The sequence below is a fragment of the Terriglobia bacterium genome (genome assembly GCA_032252755.1).
In the GTDB taxonomy this organism is placed as follows: domain Bacteria; phylum Acidobacteriota; class Terriglobia; order Terriglobales; family Acidobacteriaceae; genus JAVUPY01.
Genome location: JAVUPY010000090.1, coordinates 57,323 through 73,282 on the forward strand (window position 1 = coordinate 57,323; position 15,960 = coordinate 73,282).

The following is a 15,960-nucleotide window of genomic DNA, read 5'->3' on the forward strand; positions in this document are numbered from 1 at the left end:
CGCGCGAGCCTGCCCGAACTCCGGAGATCCGCCACATTCTCTGGAATCTCAAAGCAGGCGACGCCTACCAGCTTGCCCACGAGGTAAGGAATGCACTGAATCAGATGGATGTCGCCTGGTTGACCTTCTGTTCCCCTGCGTTGCTGCATCCCACCCTCTTGCCCTGTACAAGCGGGTGGGATGATTTTTTGATGTACGCGGCTTGCGATTCTACGAAACTTCCGTAAACACGTACTCGTGCTGCCCATCGCGAATGATGAGCGCGCGTTTCCCTTGCCGTTCGGCGACGACGAATTCGAATCCATCATTCGTCGGGTCCGTGGTGATGAACGAGATTGTGCCGTCATCGTTCTTGCGCGACGCTACCTTGCTCTTCCACTCGCCGAAATCGAACGTGACCACGCCGTTGTTGTTCAGTACGGCGATCTCACCGAGTTCCTTGCTGACATATTTCTTCGCCAGCTTCTGAACCTCGGACGGGTCCGCCGGAACGACCAGTCGCTCGCGATCTTTCTTCAGCCGCGCCTTATATCGTGCAGCTTGCGCCGCGACATCCGCCGCCGCTTCCGGCTTGCCGTCATACACCACCTCGAGCAAACGTCGCTGGAAACCTCCCAGCAGGTACCCGCCCGTGTCGGAATTCGTTAGCAGCACGGCGCCGATCCCCGCATCCGGTATCGCCCACCAGTTGCTCTTGAATCCCGCCATGCTGCCGCCATGGCTGATCACCGATACGCCATAGCGATGGCTCTCTTCCAGTCCCATCCCGTAGCTCGCATCCTCCCCAAGCATGATCTGTGGGGTCCGGCGCATCAGCAGGTTCTCTTCCGAAACCAGTTGCTTTCCATTCGGCAGTTTGCCTTTCGTGAGTTCCAGTTCCACGTAGCGCGCCAGGTCGCTGGCCGAAGTCCACACCCCACCCGCCGGTCGCGCCGGAAGCACCGCGTAGTTGAACGCCATACTCGCCACACTGGGAGTACCGTCAATGTCGTCCCCATGCGGGCTCGCATGATCCCCCGCCAACGCGCGCTTGTAATCGAACGTCGTCGACTTCATCCCCAGCGGATCGAATACTTCTTCCTGCATCGCCCGGTCATAGGCTGTTCCAAGGTCAAGATTCGGGTACAAAATATGTGCCCCGATATAGCCCGCCGCCGACGCCATCAGGTTGCTGTACTGGAACACCTCGCCGAATTTACTCGTCGGCTCCATTGTGCTCAGCGTTGTGAACGTAGTCTCCGGCTTGGCTTGTTTGAATTCGAATATCCATTCAAGATCCTGCCTCGGCAACCCCGTGCATGCACAGATGAGATTCTTCACCAGCACTTTCTTGGTCGTGTCCTCGCTCCCAAGTTTGAAGCTCGGATAGACATTGATCACCGGCTCGTCCCACTTCAATTTCTTCTCGTCCACCAGTCTCGAAAGGAGCAGAGTTGTCATGCCTTTGGTATTCGAGGCCGCCATGAATAGCGTGTTCTCGTCCACCTTTTCCGGCTCGCCCAGTTCGCGTACGCCGAATCCGCCCTCGTACACCACGTTGCCGTGATCGATCAAAGCCATTGACGCGCCCGGTATGCCAAGCTCTTTCATCGAGGTCTCGACGAACTCTTTCAACTGCGCGATATGCGCCGCATCCAGCGTATGCGGCTTGCGACCCGCAAACGTCTCGCGCTCATACCCTTTCGGCCGCAGGCTTGCGAGAATCAGTCCTGCCGGCGCGCTGCGCTTCTCAAAAGTCATCTCTGTCCCGTCCAGTATCACGACGGTCCATTTCGTCCCTGCACGAAGCGCAATGGCCTGCACCACTGCCCGCTCATTCGGCGAGGTTTCGTACTCGAACAACTGCCGCTCGTCCCAACCCTCGCGCCCCGGACGCGGCGTCGCCAGTTTCAGCGGACGCTTAGACTCCGGCTTGTACTCGGCCCAAGCGAACGCCACTGCTGCCTTCGCATCTGCACCCTGCGCATCCACAACCACGATGTGCGTATCCGGTTCAGGCGGAGTCAGTGTGACAATGTTCTTGCCGGTCTCGATAGACCATCCTGCCGGCACTTTGAATGCAGTTCCGCCCGGCGTGGTGCGGGCAGTCTCTACATCCACCTTCTCGACAGCAGGCTTTGCCTGCGCCTGCTCCTGGCGCGCCGGCGTGATAGCGATTGAAATTTGCGTGAGAACAAAAAGAATGGAGAGGACTGGGATCAACTTCCGGGAAACCAACATAGCGTTGCTCCTTCCGGAGATGAATACTTTTTCGCGCACCACAATACTGCCAGTCGCCCCGCCTTACAAGTTCGAGGGCAACTCTCCTCCCGGTATGGTCATCAAAATTCCTCGCTTGGCACGGTCTGTGGTGGTGAGAACAATGCAAAGCACAACTGATTCCTCCGAATCCGGCATGGAACTCAGGGATCTTTTGCAGGATGAGGAGTTTCGCTTTCGGAATCGCCGCCCACGTGGACGACAGGCCGGCATCGAAGCCTTCCACCGTCTCGCTCACGTTTTCGCGGCCCAACCCGCCGTGCTTTTGCAGGAACTCTGCGATGCTGCGGTTGAGTTCAGCGGCGCAGACAGCGCCGGAATAAGCTTGGAAGAGGCCGGTGCTAATGGTGAGTTGCGGTTCCGCTGGGTCGCTATTTCGGGCAGTTTTGCCGCCTTTCTGAACGGCACGACTCCGCGCTTCTTCAGTCCCTGCGGCACCGCCCTTAGCGCCGCCAGACCTCAGCTCTATCGTGTCACCCGGAAATACTACGACTTGCTGGGTATTGAAGCCGAACCGATCACTGACGGCATTCTCATACCCTGGGTTGCGGATTCGATGCGCGGCACGCTATGGTGCGTATCGCACCACAGCCGGGAAGCCTTCGATTTCGATGACTACAAACTGCTGAACGGCCTCGCCGATTTCGCCGCCATCGCCATTCGCCATCAAAAACAACAGGAAATCCTTCTCAGCCGCCAAAAGGCGGCGGCCTACGTTGAGGCCGCCAGCGAACTCGCGCATGAACTGAATAACCCTCTTCAGAGCCTCACCAGCGCCCTCTATCTTCTGGAACGCGGCCCCGAGGACAGCCGGCGCTTCGTCAAACTCGCATCCGCCGAACTTATCCGCCTCGCCGACATCGTCAGAGAGCTACTGAATCTAAAAGAAGCCGCCTGAGGCCCGTCGGTCAGCCCCGTTCGTACTTCCAGTTCCGCGACTTCCCTTCCGCCAGCCACTGCATCGACGTCGCCAAGCGCTTCCTCCGCGTCTCTTCCGTCTTCGCCTCGCCGACCCACTCCACATAATCCTTCTGCTTGGCATAGCTGAAACCGTCGAACGTCGTCTTCGCCTTCTTGTCCTTTTTCAGCGCGGTCTGAAAGTATGGCGGCACGATCAAGTCCTTCTTCTGCCTCTTCGAGCGTTCCGCAATCGGCGAGCCCACGCCTTCCTCGTTGAGCTGTTTCGCTTTCTTTAGATAACCAACAAGAACCTTTTTCGCAGGCAGGTCCTTCACTGACTTCAACCGTCCAAACGCTCCCATTGCACCCGCCGATTTCCCGCCCTCCGGAAGAATATGCTTGCTCTTCCACAACACCAGCGCACAATGCGCCTTGAAAGCCGACATCCCGCAAAGAATCCCCTGGTATTCGAAGAAAGGCATTCCCCACTTCATCGTTTCTTCCACCTCAGGGACGGCCTCGTGCACGGTCTCGCGAATCTGGCGAAGGATCGGCTGCGCAAATTCAGCAGCTTTGGTGATGTATGCATCGACGCGTTTATCAGTGCTCATACCGCCGCAAGTCTACCGGCAAAACACCCGTGAAACCAGCAAAACACAACTCACCAGAGTCCGAGGTCCTTCGTCAATGTCCTTGGTTTTATTTTCCAAGCGTGGAATTCTGCAATTTCCTGCGCTCTATCTCATCCTGAAGGTGCGCCTTCAGTTCTTCCGAAAGCCGCGCCGTTGCAAGTACCTCCCGCAACGCCTGGCTCGACAGTTGTTCTGAGAAGTACACGGCGCGCGACATCGGCGTATGCACGTTCTTCAACAGCGCAATCTGTATTTCCTTTCGCAACGACCACTTCGTATGCCGGCACACCGCGTGAACAAAGTGTTGCGGAGCGTCTTCGCGCATCAGCGCCCTCACTACAAACTGCTCCGTTAATCGTGAATTCAACAGCGCAGCGTCGCTGACGCGAGCCTCCGAATCAACCAGCAGCGCCGCGGCGATCCGAGTACTCCCTTCCTTCGCCAGCGTCAGCCGCTCGCCGCTGCTGATGGTCTCCAGCCGGTTGATGATCGCCCCCTCGGCAATCATCTTGACGTCAGCCGGCACCGGCGGCAGCAACGCAATCTTCATCAGCTCAAACGTGTACAGCCGCCTTGCAATCGGCAGAGAGACGTAGCGCGGTGTTCTCGGGTGACACACCAGCCCGACGATCACCTTCCGGTGCTTCATCACCGCCACGTTTTTCGAGAGTTCTTCCAGGACATCGCCGCGCAGGTCGCGTCGAACCAGCAACGCGAGCGCCAGGTCTTCCGTCATCCGCCGATCCATGGCGGCCGCCCGTATCTCTTCCGCGACCTGCGAGTGCACCATTAGCTCGAGTTCGGGAGGTGCCGCCGCTTTTTCACGGGGATCAACGTTCATTCGTCGTACCGCACGCGTAGGTTCAAGTCGGAGTGCGCCATGCGTCGCGCCATCATGATCGCGCCCATCACCGGTGGCAGCGTCGTAAGCCGTACCTGCGATTCCGGCCGCTCCGCGTGAATGGAATTGTAAAAAGCGATCCGGACGGTGGGCGAGTTACGGAAGATGCCTCCTGCCATGGCCACCCGAACATGATTGGCCCGAGGCCACAGCTTTCGCGCAACCAGCTTTGCGATCGTCGCCAGTTCGGCTCCAGCCTGCGTCAGCAGATCCTGTGCAATCGAATCCCCTGCGGCGGCCGCCGCCTGCACCGCGGGAAACAGCCGCGAAAAATCGTTCGGACCCGCCCGCGCGCACTTCGCGACCAGGTCGTCGGCATCCTGAATCTGCCAGAGCGGCAGCAGGTACTTGTCGAGACGCGTCTCCTGGTCGCCGTCCCACGCCCGCAGCAGCGCACTCACGGCTTTTCGCCCAATCCACGTCCCCGAGCCTTCATCGGACACAATCGGGCCACGCCCACCCGCACGCGCATTCTCCCCATCGCCGTTGATCCCGAATGCGATCGACCCGGTCCCGGAAATGACCATCACTCCCTCGGAACCGAAGAACGCCGCCTCGTGCGCGATCAACATGTCACCGACGATGGCGAATTGGCCCTCGATCAGCTCTGAGATGATGCGGTCGACAAGTTGACGCCCCGCCTCAATCGCCATTCCGGCCGAGCCAATGCAGGCAAAGTTGATGTCATTACGGGTTACGCCGGCCTTTGAGCAAACGTTTTCGATCCCGCTGCGCAGAACCCTCTGCACCGTGGCATCGTCATTGCGTGTAGGACTGGAACCGCCCTCGGTTACCCGGGCGAGAATGTAGTCTTCATCGGCGAGCGCGAAACTGGTCTTCGTCCCGCCGCCATCAATTCCGAGGTATAAGGGCATCTGAACCGAATTGTGCCACATCAACCCGCCAGATTTCCCACACAAGTTGCCCTCCATCCTTGATAATGGCGGCACCTCCTCGAGGAGACGGCATTTTTAATGGGACTCGGCTGGCTCGACCTGGCAATCATTCTGGTGTATCTGGCCGGCATTACGCTGTTCGGCCTTCGCTTTCGCAAAGCGCAACGCACCCTGCGCGACTACTTCCTCGCCGACAAGAATATTCCCTGGTGGGCGATCATGTTGTCCATCGTCGCCGCTGAAACCAGTGTGCTCACCATCATCAGCACGCCCGGTCTCTCCTACCAGGGCAACATGATGTTCCTGCAGGTCGTGATCGGCTACCTCATCGGCCGCATCGTGATCGCCGTGATCATGCTCCCGCACTACTTCAAGGGCGACCTCTTCACCGCCTACCAGCTCATGGAGCGCCGCTTCGGCCAGAAATTACGCTCGCTCACAGCCGGTCTTTTCCTTGTGACGCGTTCGGTTGCCGAAGGCGTGCGCGTGTTTGCCGTCGCCATCGTGGTCAGTATATCTCTGGGACAATTTCTCGGCGGCTTCTCGGATCTCAACCGCGACCTGATCTCGATCGGCATCGTGACCGCGCTGACTCTTATCTACACCTTCGAAGGCGGCATGGCCGCGGTCATCTGGACCGACGTGGTGCAGATGGCGATCTACATCGGCGGGACACTCGTCGGCTTCGTCATGCTGCTTCACTACATACCCGGCGGCTGGCACCAGGTAGTCGCCGTTGGCGCGAGCGCAGGTAAGTGGAGGATCTTCAACTTCGCGCCGGACTTCTTCCAGACCTACACCTTCTGGGCCGGCGTGATCGGCGGCGCGTTCCTGACCACAGCAAGTCACGGCACCGACCAACTTATCGTGCAGCGGCTGCTCGCGGCCCGCTCTGAGCGCCAATCCAAGATCGCGCTCATCGGCAGCGGCATCGCCGTACTGATCCTCTTTGGGCTGTTCCTCACCCTCGGCGTCATGCTCTTCGCTTATTACGGGAAACCGGCAGCCGACTTCGGCGGCCAGGACCGCATATTCCCCACGTTCATCGTCACAAAAATGGAGCACGGCATATCAGGATTGATGATCGCCGCCATCCTCGCCGCCGCTATGTCCAACCTGAGCGCAGCGCTAAACTCGCTCTCTTCCAGTACAATCGTCGACTTCTGGCTGCGGCGCAAAGGCACCGCAAAAGACGATAAATCCATGCTGCGCGTCTCGCGCATGGCCACATTCGGCTGGGCCGTGCTGCTGTTCGGACTGGCGATCCTCTCCCGGCGAAGCCAGAGCGTGATCGTAGTCGGCCTTTCAATCGCCTCCGTCGCCTATGGCGCTCTGCTCGGAGTCTTTCTCCTGGGCCTGTTAACGAAGCGCGCAACCGAACGTGGCGCCATGGCTGGCATGCTGGTCGGATTCTGCGCCAACATGTACATCTGGATCAGCACGCTGGTGAAGCCCGGTTCCATGCCCCTGGAATTCACCCGTCGGATTCCGTGGACCTGGTATGTAATGATCGGCGCCTGCCTGACGTTCACGGTCGGCTACCTGGCAAGTTTCGTGATGCCACCTAATACGATCGATAAGTCGATGGAGGCACACCGTGGCTGAAGGCGCCGCCCGCACGACCAAACCCGGCCTCATTCGAGACCTCGGCGTGTCGCAAGCCGGCGCCATCGTCGTCGGAGTAATCATCGGCAGCGGTATTTTCCTGGTGCCCAAGCGGATGATGGAAGCGACCGGTTCAGCCTCGGTCGTGTTCCTCGTGTGGATCGTCGGCGGCCTGCTCTCCTGGTTCGGCGCACTCACCTACGCTGAACTCGGCGCGATGAAGCCCGAAGCCGGCGGCGAATACGTCTACATCCGCGACGCCTACGGACCACTTCCCGGATTCCTAAACGCCTGGACCTGGTTCACCATCGCAAAACCAGCATCGATCGCGACCGTCGCCGCCGGTGTCATTCGAATCCTGGGCGAGTTCGGCGCCTTTGCTTTCCTGAAGACGACGTTCGTCCATGGTGCTGTCCCGGTCAACTGGGGACATGTTCTCGCCGCGGCCATGATCGTCGTTCTCACCTGGGTGAATTACATCGGCGTACGCCGCGCCGGAAACTTCCAGCTCTTCTTCACATCGCTGAAAGTCCTGATGATTCTGGGAATCATTGTCGCCTGCTTCACCGCCAGGGCCGGGACGATGTCGAATTTCGCGTCTCACTATTCTGGCGCAACCGGTGGCATTGCGGGATTCATGGCTGCGCTCATCGCGGCACTCTGGGCCTACGACGGCTGGAACAACCTCAATATGGTCGCCGGCGAGGTTCGCGAGCCGCAGAAGAACATCCCTCGCGCAATGATCGTCGGCATCGCCCTCGTCGCAGCGCTCTACATGTTGATGAACGCCGCCGTACAATATGTGCTCCCCGCCACCATGTTAGCCGCTGCCGAGCGTCCCGCCAGTATGGCGTTCCAGTACGCCGCGGGAGCGGCAGGCGCTGCCATTCTCTCCGCTGGCATTGCGCTCTCCATGTTCGTCAGCATCAACGGCCAGATTCTAACCGGTGCACGCATCCCTTACGCCGTCGCGCGCGACGGCTATTTCTTCGATACGCTCGCCGGCGTCAACGCCCGCTACCACACGCCTGGCGGCGCACTGGTCTTCCAGGCCTTCATGAGCATCGCTCTGGTCGTTCTCGGTGGAGCCTTCGAAGATCTCTTCAACCTCGCCATCTTCTCCGAATGGCTCTTTTACATGATCACGGCCAGCACCATCTTCGTTTTCCGTAAGCGATACTCCGCCAGCGAAGCTCCCTACCGCATCTGGGGATACCCGATCGTTCCGCTGCTCTTCATCGCCGCTGCGGCTGTGCTGCTCTACTTCAGCTTCGTACAGAACCTGCGCGACTCCATAGGCGGCGCCATCGTGATCCTCGCCGGAATCCCCGTATTCTTCTGGTTCGCCCGCAAACACCGCACAGCCTCGTGACGGCGGCATCTTGCCGCCGCTCATTTACCACTTGCCCCCAAACGACCCCACTCCCCGTTTATACTGACAGGTACATTCGTGTACCGCGATTGCAATACCAGCACGCCAACTTTAGAACTTGAAGGAACCTCATGCGAAAAATTCCCGCGCTCCTGATGCTCATCCTCGCCATTGCAGTATTCAACGCTTGTGAAAGCAAGAAGGAGACGCCCACTCAGAGCGAGACCGCCAAGCCCCAGGCCGAAGCTCCCGAGTACGAAACCGGCCGTCTGGCATTCCAGAAGCTCTACGTAGCCGCGCGCGGCTTCGCCCCGGACATCCAGCCCTTCCGCCTCCAATCCAGCTACACCAAGGGCGCTCCCGTCGAAGAAGGGAAGGAAGGTATCTGGCACGCGAGCTTCGCTTCTCCCTCAAAGCGCGAACTCAAGTCCTACACCTGGTCAGGCGTCAGCGGCCCTGACATGCCCGACCGCGGCGTCAGTCACGGCACCGAGGACGATTACAACCCGTCCAACTCCGCAACCCGAGTTTTCGACCTGCAATTCCTTAAAGTTGACACGGACAAGGCCATCAAGGTTGCCAACGAACATGGCGGCGCCGCACTGATGAAGAAGGATCCGAACCAGCCTGTGAACTTCCTGCTCGATTGGAATGGAAAGAACCAGTTGATCTGGCACGTCATCTACGGCGAGAGCCGCAGCACCGCACCCCTGGTCGTCGATGTGGACGCTTCCAGCGGAAACTATATCGGCAAGGGACAGTAGATCAAGAAGAACCGAATTGACGATTGACGATTGATCCAATGACGATTGACTAGCCCTTTCCTTCGGCGGTCCTGCTTTTAATCGTCAACGAGAAAATCGTCAATCGTCAGTTGCTTTTCTTCTTCTCTTTCTTTCCTTGTTTCGTATCCGCCACCGGATTCGTCAGCCGATCGATGGCCTTCTCCGCGTCTTTTGCTCTCGGCCCATAAGGGAGAATTTTCAGATAGCTCTGATAGGACGCCAATGCCTCTTCTTTCTCGCCTAGTTTTTCCTGCGACTCGCCCAGTTTGTAGGTAGCCTCTGCGTCATTGGGTTTGTATTTCAGGGCCGATTCGTAACGGCTTTCTGCCGCCTTGTAGTTCTTCAGGTTGAAATAGAAATCTCCGACCTCGATGTCCTTTTCCGCCCTGTGCGGATTGTAAGGATGCATCTCCATCACGTCGTCGACATCGCTGTTCGGATGCATCTTTGCATCCCCCGCTGGCGGACTGAGGTCGATCCGCGTGTCGTTGCTCGAACTTACTCCCGGCTCCGAGTCCGAGCGCGGCGGTGCCTGGTTTGGCGGAATCGAGGGCTCCTGCGATGACTGCGCCAGGCAGGGTGCGGCCGCAAGCAATATGGCAGCGAAACAGAAGAGGAACGTACGACGGGCCATGCAGTAGATTGTAACTCTCGTCATCGGTCAGTCTGAACCGCGCCGCCGACGCCCTTAGCTCAAAGGTGTGGTTCCATCTTGGTCTCGCGTGCACGACCCTCGCCCGTAATCCGTCCCCACGAACTGGTTTGCCAGTTATCCGGGCGCCCCTCGCGGATCCATTCCGGCAGCGGCATCATCAGCATCTCCGAGAGCGCACGAAGGTAGGGCTCATACATCGAGCGCAGTTCCGCCAGCCGCTGATCCGCTTCGTCGCCCCGGTGCAGTTGAACCCCAGCCTCAGCCAGTATTGTCCGCAAGCGTCCGAGATCTTCCGCCGAAAGCCGATCTACCTGCTCGAAATTCGGTGATCTGCCAAGCACCTGCGACAGATCCACGAGGGCATGCCGTGCAATCGCGAACGTCAGTTGCGCCTGCTTCTGACACGTGTCGTCGATGCCGACCATTACAAGGGCGCTGCTGTCCAGGATCGTCGCAACCGCCGCAAGCCACGATTCGTTGTCGTGCTGCGAGCGGAAATAGCAAAGCACCGGGTAGGAAATGTGGCTCTCCAGCAGTTCGGCGCACCATCGTTCCCAGTCTTTCAGCAATCCGTGAAGCTCTCCGTAGTCTCCACCGCCAATCATCCGCCGGAGCAGTTCCGCCGCACTCGGCGGAGACCCTGCCCGCGCGTCCAGCAGTGAAATCTGCGCCTCGCGTCGCGAAAATGCCTGGTACAGCACGGGAAAATACCCGACGACAATCGCAAGGAATCCCAACCCGACGAAAGCCTCAACTACGGTAAACAGTCGCGATGCGGGTGTATGCGGCGCAATGTCACCCAACCCCAGCGTGAACAATGTCGACCCGCTGAAGTACATCGCCATCCCGAGCCGTTGCAGGCCTGTTGTTCCCATCCGCGCCACCGAACCATCCACCAGGTGTAGCAGTGCGAATCCGAACAGCAGTAGCACGCCCCAGAAAACAAGCAGCAGCACAAAGGACAACGGTCCATAAAAACTCAGTAGCCGCTCGCGGCCTTTCTTCGGACATGGCCGCACCATAACCGAATACGGACGCCACGTCGCGCGATAAAACAGTCGCGTCAGCCGCCACCGCCGCGTCACCTGCCGCGGCAGAATGATCGTCTCAAACGCCTCCAGCAGCACGAAAAGAATGATGCAAGTGCCCGCGATGGCCAGGAATATAGTCACGGCTGTCTAAGATGGGAACAACCGGAAGGAAGATTCACAGACATCATCCGAACCGCTGAAACAGCGGCCAGAACTTGTACCACGGTATTCGCATCTGCCGGCACAAGAAAATGTCCGGATGATACTGACTCTCCTCATTGATCACCCCGTAGGAATTCGTGTTGTGTGCCACCAGTTCGCACGACTGAAAAAGCCTATTGACGTCATCCGCATCCCACCCTACTACAATCAACGTCTGCGGTTCCGTCTTCGGATACGTCCGGTACCACAGTGAATTCGTCCCGCTGATCGCCGCTGGCAATCCGTACCTCGGCCCCAAAAGATCGATCGCTCCAGCCTCGCCGTAATTCCCCACCATTATTCCCGTTCGTGACCGTTCGTCCGCCGGAATCGACTCATACACGTGCGCGACGGTCTGCACGAGATCCGTCCAGCCGATCTCTTCAACGTAGTTCTGTTGCACCTTCGCTGTCGCTTTGAAAATTGCCGAGTTCACCGGCGCAATGGGCGTGAAAAGCGCGAATGTCAGAACGGACCCAGCCGCTACGAATAACCACGTCACTGCCTGGATCCCAACATTCACCCCTCGTGAACGCGTCCACACCCACCGCTCCCACAGAACTGCTCCAGCCGCCAGCACCATCGGATACAGCGGCCCCAGGTAATACGAGCGCGCCCGCGCAATCACAAACAAAATCAGAGTCCCGAGGAACATCCACCCGAGCGGGCGATATTTCCGGCCGTTCGTGAAATAGAACCACAGCCCCATGAACACCAGCGGAAGCATCAGGATATTGGTGCAAACAAACGTTTGCTCCGGCAGGAACCCCTTCGTCCGTCCCCACCTTATATCCCGTGCATGAATGTATTTCAGGAAGGTCAGAGTAATGAAGTCGTGCTGCACCTGCCAGATCAGGTTCGGCAGGAAAATCAGAAGCGAGAGCACGACGCCAATCAATAGCCACCGATTCAGCAGCAACCGCCGTGCCGGAGTCAAAAGGACACCAACCGCAAGTCCCACGACGAAGAACGCCATCGTGTACTTGTTCATCATTCCCAGCCCGATCACCGCGCCGATCGCAACCCACCAGCGCGGATCTTGGGAATTCAGCAACCGGACGACGCAGTAAGTGAGCAGAACCCCGAACAGGTAGTCGAACGAAACGTACTGCAATACATTTGTCTCGATGGAAACGATGGGCACCATCGAGACCGCGACTGCCGTGAGCACTTGCGCTTTCCGTCCGCCGCCCAGCTCGCGGGCGATCAGCCCGCTTACAAACACAACCAGCGCCAGCGCCAGCGTCGGAACCACGCGCACTGCAAATGTCGAAACCCCGAAGAGCGCCATCTCCAGCCGCCCGATTGCGGGCGCAAACGGTGGATATGCGACAAATCCCCACGCCATGTGTCGCGCGTCATCCAGCGTAGCCAGTTCGTCGCGGTGAAAACCGTAAGCACTGTTGGTCGCGAAGTGCGCGATAACAAACAGAACAGCGATCAGAAACAGAATGCCCTCATCGGATCGCAACCACTTCTCCACCCTCATGAAACTCCTTACGATTTGCTTCGCAGAATAGTCCCGCCCCGTCCGTCGGTGCCCCACGTCTGCCAAGCGGTGCCCCCACATCTGCGCGCATTTCGCAGATGCGGGTCTTTCTTCCCCAACATCAACTCACTTTATCCCCGCCCACTTCTCGATTACTCCAATCGTCGCCGCATAATCGAGGTCCTTCCACCCTTCCGCTACACTCGCCTCGTACACCTCTTCCACCTTTTCCAACCCGGGCAGTCTCACCCCCGCCGTTTCAGCCGCGTCGAGCATGATATGAATGTCCTTGTGCATCAGCCGTAGCGGGAAGTTTGGCGAGTAATCTTTGTTCAGCACGAACGGCGCCTTATAGTCCGTTACGCCGGACCGGATCATCGACGCCTGGATCAGTTCGACCAGCTTCTCACGCGGAACCCCCAGTTTGCTGGTGAGCGTCAACCCTTCCGCAAAACCTTCAAAGATCAGTGCGATCATCAGGTTCATGCCGATCTTCGCTGCTTCACCCAGGCCCTGCTCGCCCACGTGAATGTACTTTTTCCCCATCACGGCAAATAGAGGCTTCACCTTCTCGACCGACTCCGCCCGGCCTCCAACGATGAACAGCAACGTTCCCTGCTCTGCCCCAATCTTCGATCCCGTTATCGGCGCATCGACGAGATCGGCGCCCTTCGCCCGAATCCGCTCCGCAAACTCCTTGCTCGCGCTCGGCAGAATCGTGCTCGAGTCCACCACGATCATTCCCGGTCGCAGGCTACCCTCAACCCCGTCCTTGCCGAACAGGACCTGCTCCACCGCCTTCGTATCCGCCACGCAGATCCACACTACGTCAGCGTCTCTGGCCGCCTCCGCCGGAGTGGCAGCCGCTTTCGCCCCCGGCACTTCCTTTCCCTTGCTACGGTTGTACGCTTTGACCTCGTGCCCTGCTTTGACAAGGTTGGCCGCCATCGGCCCGCCCATAATTCCCAGCCCTACAAATGCAATCCTCATTGCGAGCACCTCAAACAATTTTTAACTTTCTTTGGATTAAAAATGAGGAACAATGAACCGTGCAAGTGGGAACGGTTTTCTGCGGCAGCCGCATCGTCGGAACCGTCGTGAGCGTCTAATTAGAAGTAGTCCATGCTCAACATCACGCTTCGCCGCAAGGCCAGGCAGTTCAGCAAACTCGTGAAGCACTCGGCCCTGACGCCGCGCACCGGCGTGAGCCGCAAGCCGGTGCTTGCCCAAAAAAGCCAACTCGGCATCACCTTCATCGGACACTCGAGCTTTTTCCTGCAACTTGCTGGAAAGAGCCTCGTTGTCGATCCAAATTTCGCCCGCTGGCTGTTCGTTCTCAAGCGCCTCCGGCAACCCGGACTCCGCATTGCAGACCTGCCACCCATCGACGCCGTTCTCGTCACGCACGCTCACTTTGATCACCTGCACCGCCCATCTCTGCGCGCCATCGCCCGTGCTACTCGCCGCAAGTCCGGACGCCGCCCATTAATCATCGTCCCGCAGCATGTCCGCGACATCGTCTTCGACCTCGGTTTTGAGGATGTGATCGAGATGAACTGGTGGGATCAATTCCGCCTTGGGGATCTTTCAATCGCCCACACGCCCTCTAACCACTGGGGCGCCCGTGTCATCCGCGACATGCACCGCGGCTTTGGCGGATACGTAATCCAGAACGGCAAACGCTCCGTCTACCATGCCGGAGACACTGCTTTCTTCGAGGGCTTCCACGAGATCGGACGCCGCTTGAATCCCGAAATCGCGCTCCTTCCCATCGGTGCCTATGAACCTCCATCCTTCCGCCGCGTACACACCTCCCCGGAAGATGCCGTCCAGGCCTTCGTCGACCTCAAGGCCGAGCGCATGATCCCCATGCACTACGGAACGTTCAAGCTCTCCCACGAACCCATGGAGGAACCCGTCCAGCGACTGCGTGCCGATGCCGAAAAACGTGGAATCGGCGACAAAATCACAGTCATGGAAGAGGGCGTTACGAGTTTCTTTTGATTCAATCCGCGAGTATCCGCGAAAATCCGCGGTTACGTTATTCGAAACTCACGACTGGAACTTTCTAAGGAGAGTTCTACGTGGCCTTAGCCGGCCCGTTCTTCGGTTCGGCAGTCTGGGTTTCAGGAACCTGCTTTTCCGGCGCTACTGATTTTGCAGGAAGCTCTTTAGTTTTCTCTTTATCCTTCTCTGCTTCTTTTGGCTCAATCTGCAACCGGTTGATAACGGACTTCACACCGGGGGTTCCGGCTGCAACCGTCGCCGCCCAGCCAAACTGCTCCTGGTTCTTCACCTTCCCGTTCAGGATTACCGTCATCCCGTCGAAATCGAAATCGATGCTGCTTCCCTGCAGACGGTCGTCCTTGGCGAGCCGCGCCTTCAGATCTTCCGACACTTTGTAGATGCTGGGTTTTTCCGTGACCGTCGTGGCAGGAACTGTCGAGCCCCCGTTGCAGGCCACCAGTGAAAATGTCAGTAACACCGTCGAAACAAAGATGATGGATCGTTTGAGCATTGGAGAATGTGTGAATTCAGCTTACCCCTTTCGCGGCAAACTGCAAGAGCCAATCCTATTTCGTCACCGATTTAGCACTCTTCCGCGGGGGCTTTTCCGTTGCACTTTTCTCTCTTAGTGCTGCGAAAGCTCTGCGACGGCGGATCTTCTGTTTGCGAAGACGATTGTGCCGTGCCTTGTCACCGTTGCGATTCGACATGAAGCATTCCTCGGCTGATGAGTCAGTTGTTTGAACAGTACTCGGCCCACACTAAGCTGTCAAACCCAGCGCCTTCCGAATCACCCTGACCGTCGCTTGCTTCATCTCCAGATTGCCGGCCTCTTCACCGGTCACCCATTTCGCTTCGCTCACGTCGCTCCCCGCTCGCAGGTCGCCGCCGCTCGGCCGGCACAAGAAATCAATCAGCACGTAGTGATACTGCGTTCGCCCCTCACGATCCGGAAAGATGCTGTCGAATACATCCAGAACATCGAACACTTCCACCTCGAGCCCAGTCTCTTCCTTCACTTCGCGCGCAATCCCCTCGCGCAGCTCCTCCCCCAATTCCAGCATCCCGCCCGGAATTGACCACTGCCCTTTCAGCGGCTCCGTCGCTCGACGCACCACTAGCGCGCGCCCGCCATCTACCACCACCGCGCCCACCCCGACAATCGGCCGATCCGGATAATCACGTTTCAAGGTTTTTTGGACTCCTCGATCAATTCACTGCATCGGC

At 58.4% G+C, this 15,960-nt stretch carries 15 protein-coding genes; 5 read left to right on the forward strand and 10 right to left on the reverse strand.

Annotated elements, in window-relative coordinates; translation table 11 throughout:
- Positions 1–210: 210 nt before the first annotated feature.
- A complete protein-coding gene (locus tag ROO76_22400; GenBank protein ID MDT8070923.1) occupies positions 211–2,220 on the reverse strand; it encodes a serine hydrolase domain-containing protein in 2,010 nt (669 codons plus the stop codon).
- Between the two features lie 193 nt (positions 2,221–2,413).
- Here ROO76_22400 and ROO76_22405 point away from each other — a divergent pair, with 193 nt between their 5' ends.
- Positions 2,414–3,157 (forward strand): histidine kinase dimerization/phospho-acceptor domain-containing protein, encoded by a 744-nt coding sequence (locus tag ROO76_22405; GenBank protein ID MDT8070924.1) that lies wholly within the window; start codon positions 2,414–2,416, stop codon positions 3,155–3,157.
- Positions 3,158–3,167: 10 nt separating this feature from the next.
- On the opposite strand, the gene ROO76_22410 is transcribed toward ROO76_22405, so the two are convergent.
- From ROO76_22410 to ROO76_22420, 3 genes are all read right to left on the reverse strand, one after another.
- On the reverse strand, positions 3,168–3,770 hold the full coding sequence (locus ROO76_22410; GenBank protein MDT8070925.1) for a YdeI/OmpD-associated family protein: 603 nt from the start codon (positions 3,768–3,770) through the stop codon (positions 3,168–3,170).
- Between the two features lie 88 nt (positions 3,771–3,858).
- The gene (locus tag ROO76_22415) at positions 3,859–4,632 is read right to left on the reverse strand and encodes a hypothetical protein (protein ID MDT8070926.1); all 774 of its coding nucleotides are present in this window, start codon (positions 4,630–4,632) and stop codon (positions 3,859–3,861) included.
- The gene (locus ROO76_22420; protein ID MDT8070927.1) at positions 4,629–5,567 is read right to left on the reverse strand and encodes a BadF/BadG/BcrA/BcrD ATPase family protein; all 939 of its coding nucleotides are present in this window, start codon (positions 5,565–5,567) and stop codon (positions 4,629–4,631) included. Before ROO76_22420 ends, ROO76_22415 begins: the two co-directional genes overlap by 4 nt.
- Positions 5,568–5,666: 99 nt before the next feature.
- Here ROO76_22420 and ROO76_22425 point away from each other — a divergent pair, with 99 nt between their 5' ends.
- The 3 genes from ROO76_22425 to ROO76_22435 all read left to right on the forward strand — a co-directional run bounded on the left by ROO76_22425 (position 5,667) and on the right by ROO76_22435 (position 9,329).
- Positions 5,667–7,193: a sodium:solute symporter gene (locus ROO76_22425; GenBank protein ID MDT8070928.1), complete on the forward strand. Its 1,527-nt coding sequence runs from the start codon at positions 5,667–5,669 to the stop codon at positions 7,191–7,193.
- Positions 7,186–8,565 carry an amino acid permease gene (locus tag ROO76_22430; protein ID MDT8070929.1) on the forward strand — a complete coding sequence of 460 codons (1,380 nt, stop codon included), beginning with the start codon at positions 7,186–7,188 and terminating at the stop codon, positions 8,563–8,565. The genes ROO76_22425 and ROO76_22430 overlap by 8 nt, the downstream gene beginning before the upstream one ends.
- 131 nt (positions 8,566–8,696) lie before the next feature.
- Entirely contained in the window at positions 8,697–9,329 is a 633-nt protein-coding gene (locus ROO76_22435) for a hypothetical protein (protein ID MDT8070930.1), read from the forward strand.
- A gap of 106 nt (positions 9,330–9,435) precedes the next feature.
- On the opposite strand, the gene ROO76_22440 is transcribed toward ROO76_22435, so the two are convergent.
- The 4 genes from ROO76_22440 to ROO76_22455 all read right to left on the reverse strand — a co-directional run bounded on the left by ROO76_22440 (position 9,436) and on the right by ROO76_22455 (position 13,716).
- Positions 9,436–9,984: a tetratricopeptide repeat protein gene (locus ROO76_22440; protein ID MDT8070931.1), complete on the reverse strand. Its 549-nt coding sequence runs from the start codon at positions 9,982–9,984 to the stop codon at positions 9,436–9,438.
- A 59-nt stretch (positions 9,985–10,043) separates the two neighbouring features.
- Positions 10,044–11,177, reverse strand: coding sequence for an ion channel (locus ROO76_22445; GenBank protein MDT8070932.1), 1,134 nt, complete (start codon positions 11,175–11,177; stop codon positions 10,044–10,046).
- Positions 11,178–11,220: 43 nt separating this feature from the next.
- Entirely contained in the window at positions 11,221–12,726 is a 1,506-nt protein-coding gene (locus tag ROO76_22450) for a glycosyltransferase family 39 protein (GenBank protein ID MDT8070933.1), read from the reverse strand.
- A 126-nt stretch (positions 12,727–12,852) separates the two neighbouring features.
- Positions 12,853–13,716 (reverse strand): NAD(P)-dependent oxidoreductase, encoded by an 864-nt coding sequence (locus ROO76_22455; protein ID MDT8070934.1) that lies wholly within the window; start codon positions 13,714–13,716, stop codon positions 12,853–12,855.
- A gap of 132 nt (positions 13,717–13,848) precedes the next feature.
- On the opposite strand from ROO76_22455, the gene ROO76_22460 reads away from it, so the two are divergent.
- Positions 13,849–14,730: an MBL fold metallo-hydrolase gene (locus tag ROO76_22460; GenBank protein ID MDT8070935.1), complete on the forward strand. Its 882-nt coding sequence runs from the start codon at positions 13,849–13,851 to the stop codon at positions 14,728–14,730.
- A 76-nt stretch (positions 14,731–14,806) separates the two neighbouring features.
- On the opposite strand, the gene ROO76_22465 is transcribed toward ROO76_22460, so the two are convergent.
- Both ROO76_22465 and ROO76_22470 read right to left on the reverse strand, forming a co-directional pair.
- A complete protein-coding gene (locus ROO76_22465; protein ID MDT8070936.1) occupies positions 14,807–15,244 on the reverse strand; it encodes a BON domain-containing protein in 438 nt (145 codons plus the stop codon).
- 250 nt (positions 15,245–15,494) lie between these two features.
- Positions 15,495–15,923, reverse strand: coding sequence for an NUDIX hydrolase (locus ROO76_22470; GenBank protein ID MDT8070937.1), 429 nt, complete (start codon positions 15,921–15,923; stop codon positions 15,495–15,497).
- Between the last annotated feature and the right edge of the window lie 37 nt (positions 15,924–15,960).

Bases quoted from the DNA above. Each gene is read 5' to 3' on its own strand.
- ROO76_22435 (MDT8070930.1), top strand. From the start codon at position 8,697: ATGCGAAAAATTCCCGCGCTCCTGATGCTCATCCTCGCCATTGCAGTA.
- ROO76_22440 (MDT8070931.1), bottom strand. From the start codon at position 9,984: ATGGCCCGTCGTACGTTCCTCTTCTGTTTCGCTGCCATATTGCTTGCG.
- ROO76_22450 (MDT8070933.1), bottom strand. From the start codon at position 12,726: ATGAGGGTGGAGAAGTGGTTGCGATCCGATGAGGGCATTCTGTTTCTG.
- ROO76_22455 (MDT8070934.1), bottom strand. From the start codon at position 13,716: ATGAGGATTGCATTTGTAGGGCTGGGAATTATGGGCGGGCCGATGGCG.
- ROO76_22425 (MDT8070928.1), top strand. From the start codon at position 5,667: ATGGGACTCGGCTGGCTCGACCTGGCAATCATTCTGGTGTATCTGGCC.
- ROO76_22410 (MDT8070925.1), bottom strand. From the start codon at position 3,770: ATGAGCACTGATAAACGCGTCGATGCATACATCACCAAAGCTGCTGAA.
- ROO76_22400 (MDT8070923.1), bottom strand. From the start codon at position 2,220: ATGTTGGTTTCCCGGAAGTTGATCCCAGTCCTCTCCATTCTTTTTGTT.
- ROO76_22460 (MDT8070935.1), top strand. From the start codon at position 13,849: ATGCTCAACATCACGCTTCGCCGCAAGGCCAGGCAGTTCAGCAAACTC.
- ROO76_22465 (MDT8070936.1), bottom strand. From the start codon at position 15,244: ATGCTCAAACGATCCATCATCTTTGTTTCGACGGTGTTACTGACATTT.
- ROO76_22415 (MDT8070926.1), bottom strand. From the start codon at position 4,632: ATGAACGTTGATCCCCGTGAAAAAGCGGCGGCACCTCCCGAACTCGAG.
- ROO76_22420 (MDT8070927.1), bottom strand. From the start codon at position 5,567: ATGCCCTTATACCTCGGAATTGATGGCGGCGGGACGAAGACCAGTTTC.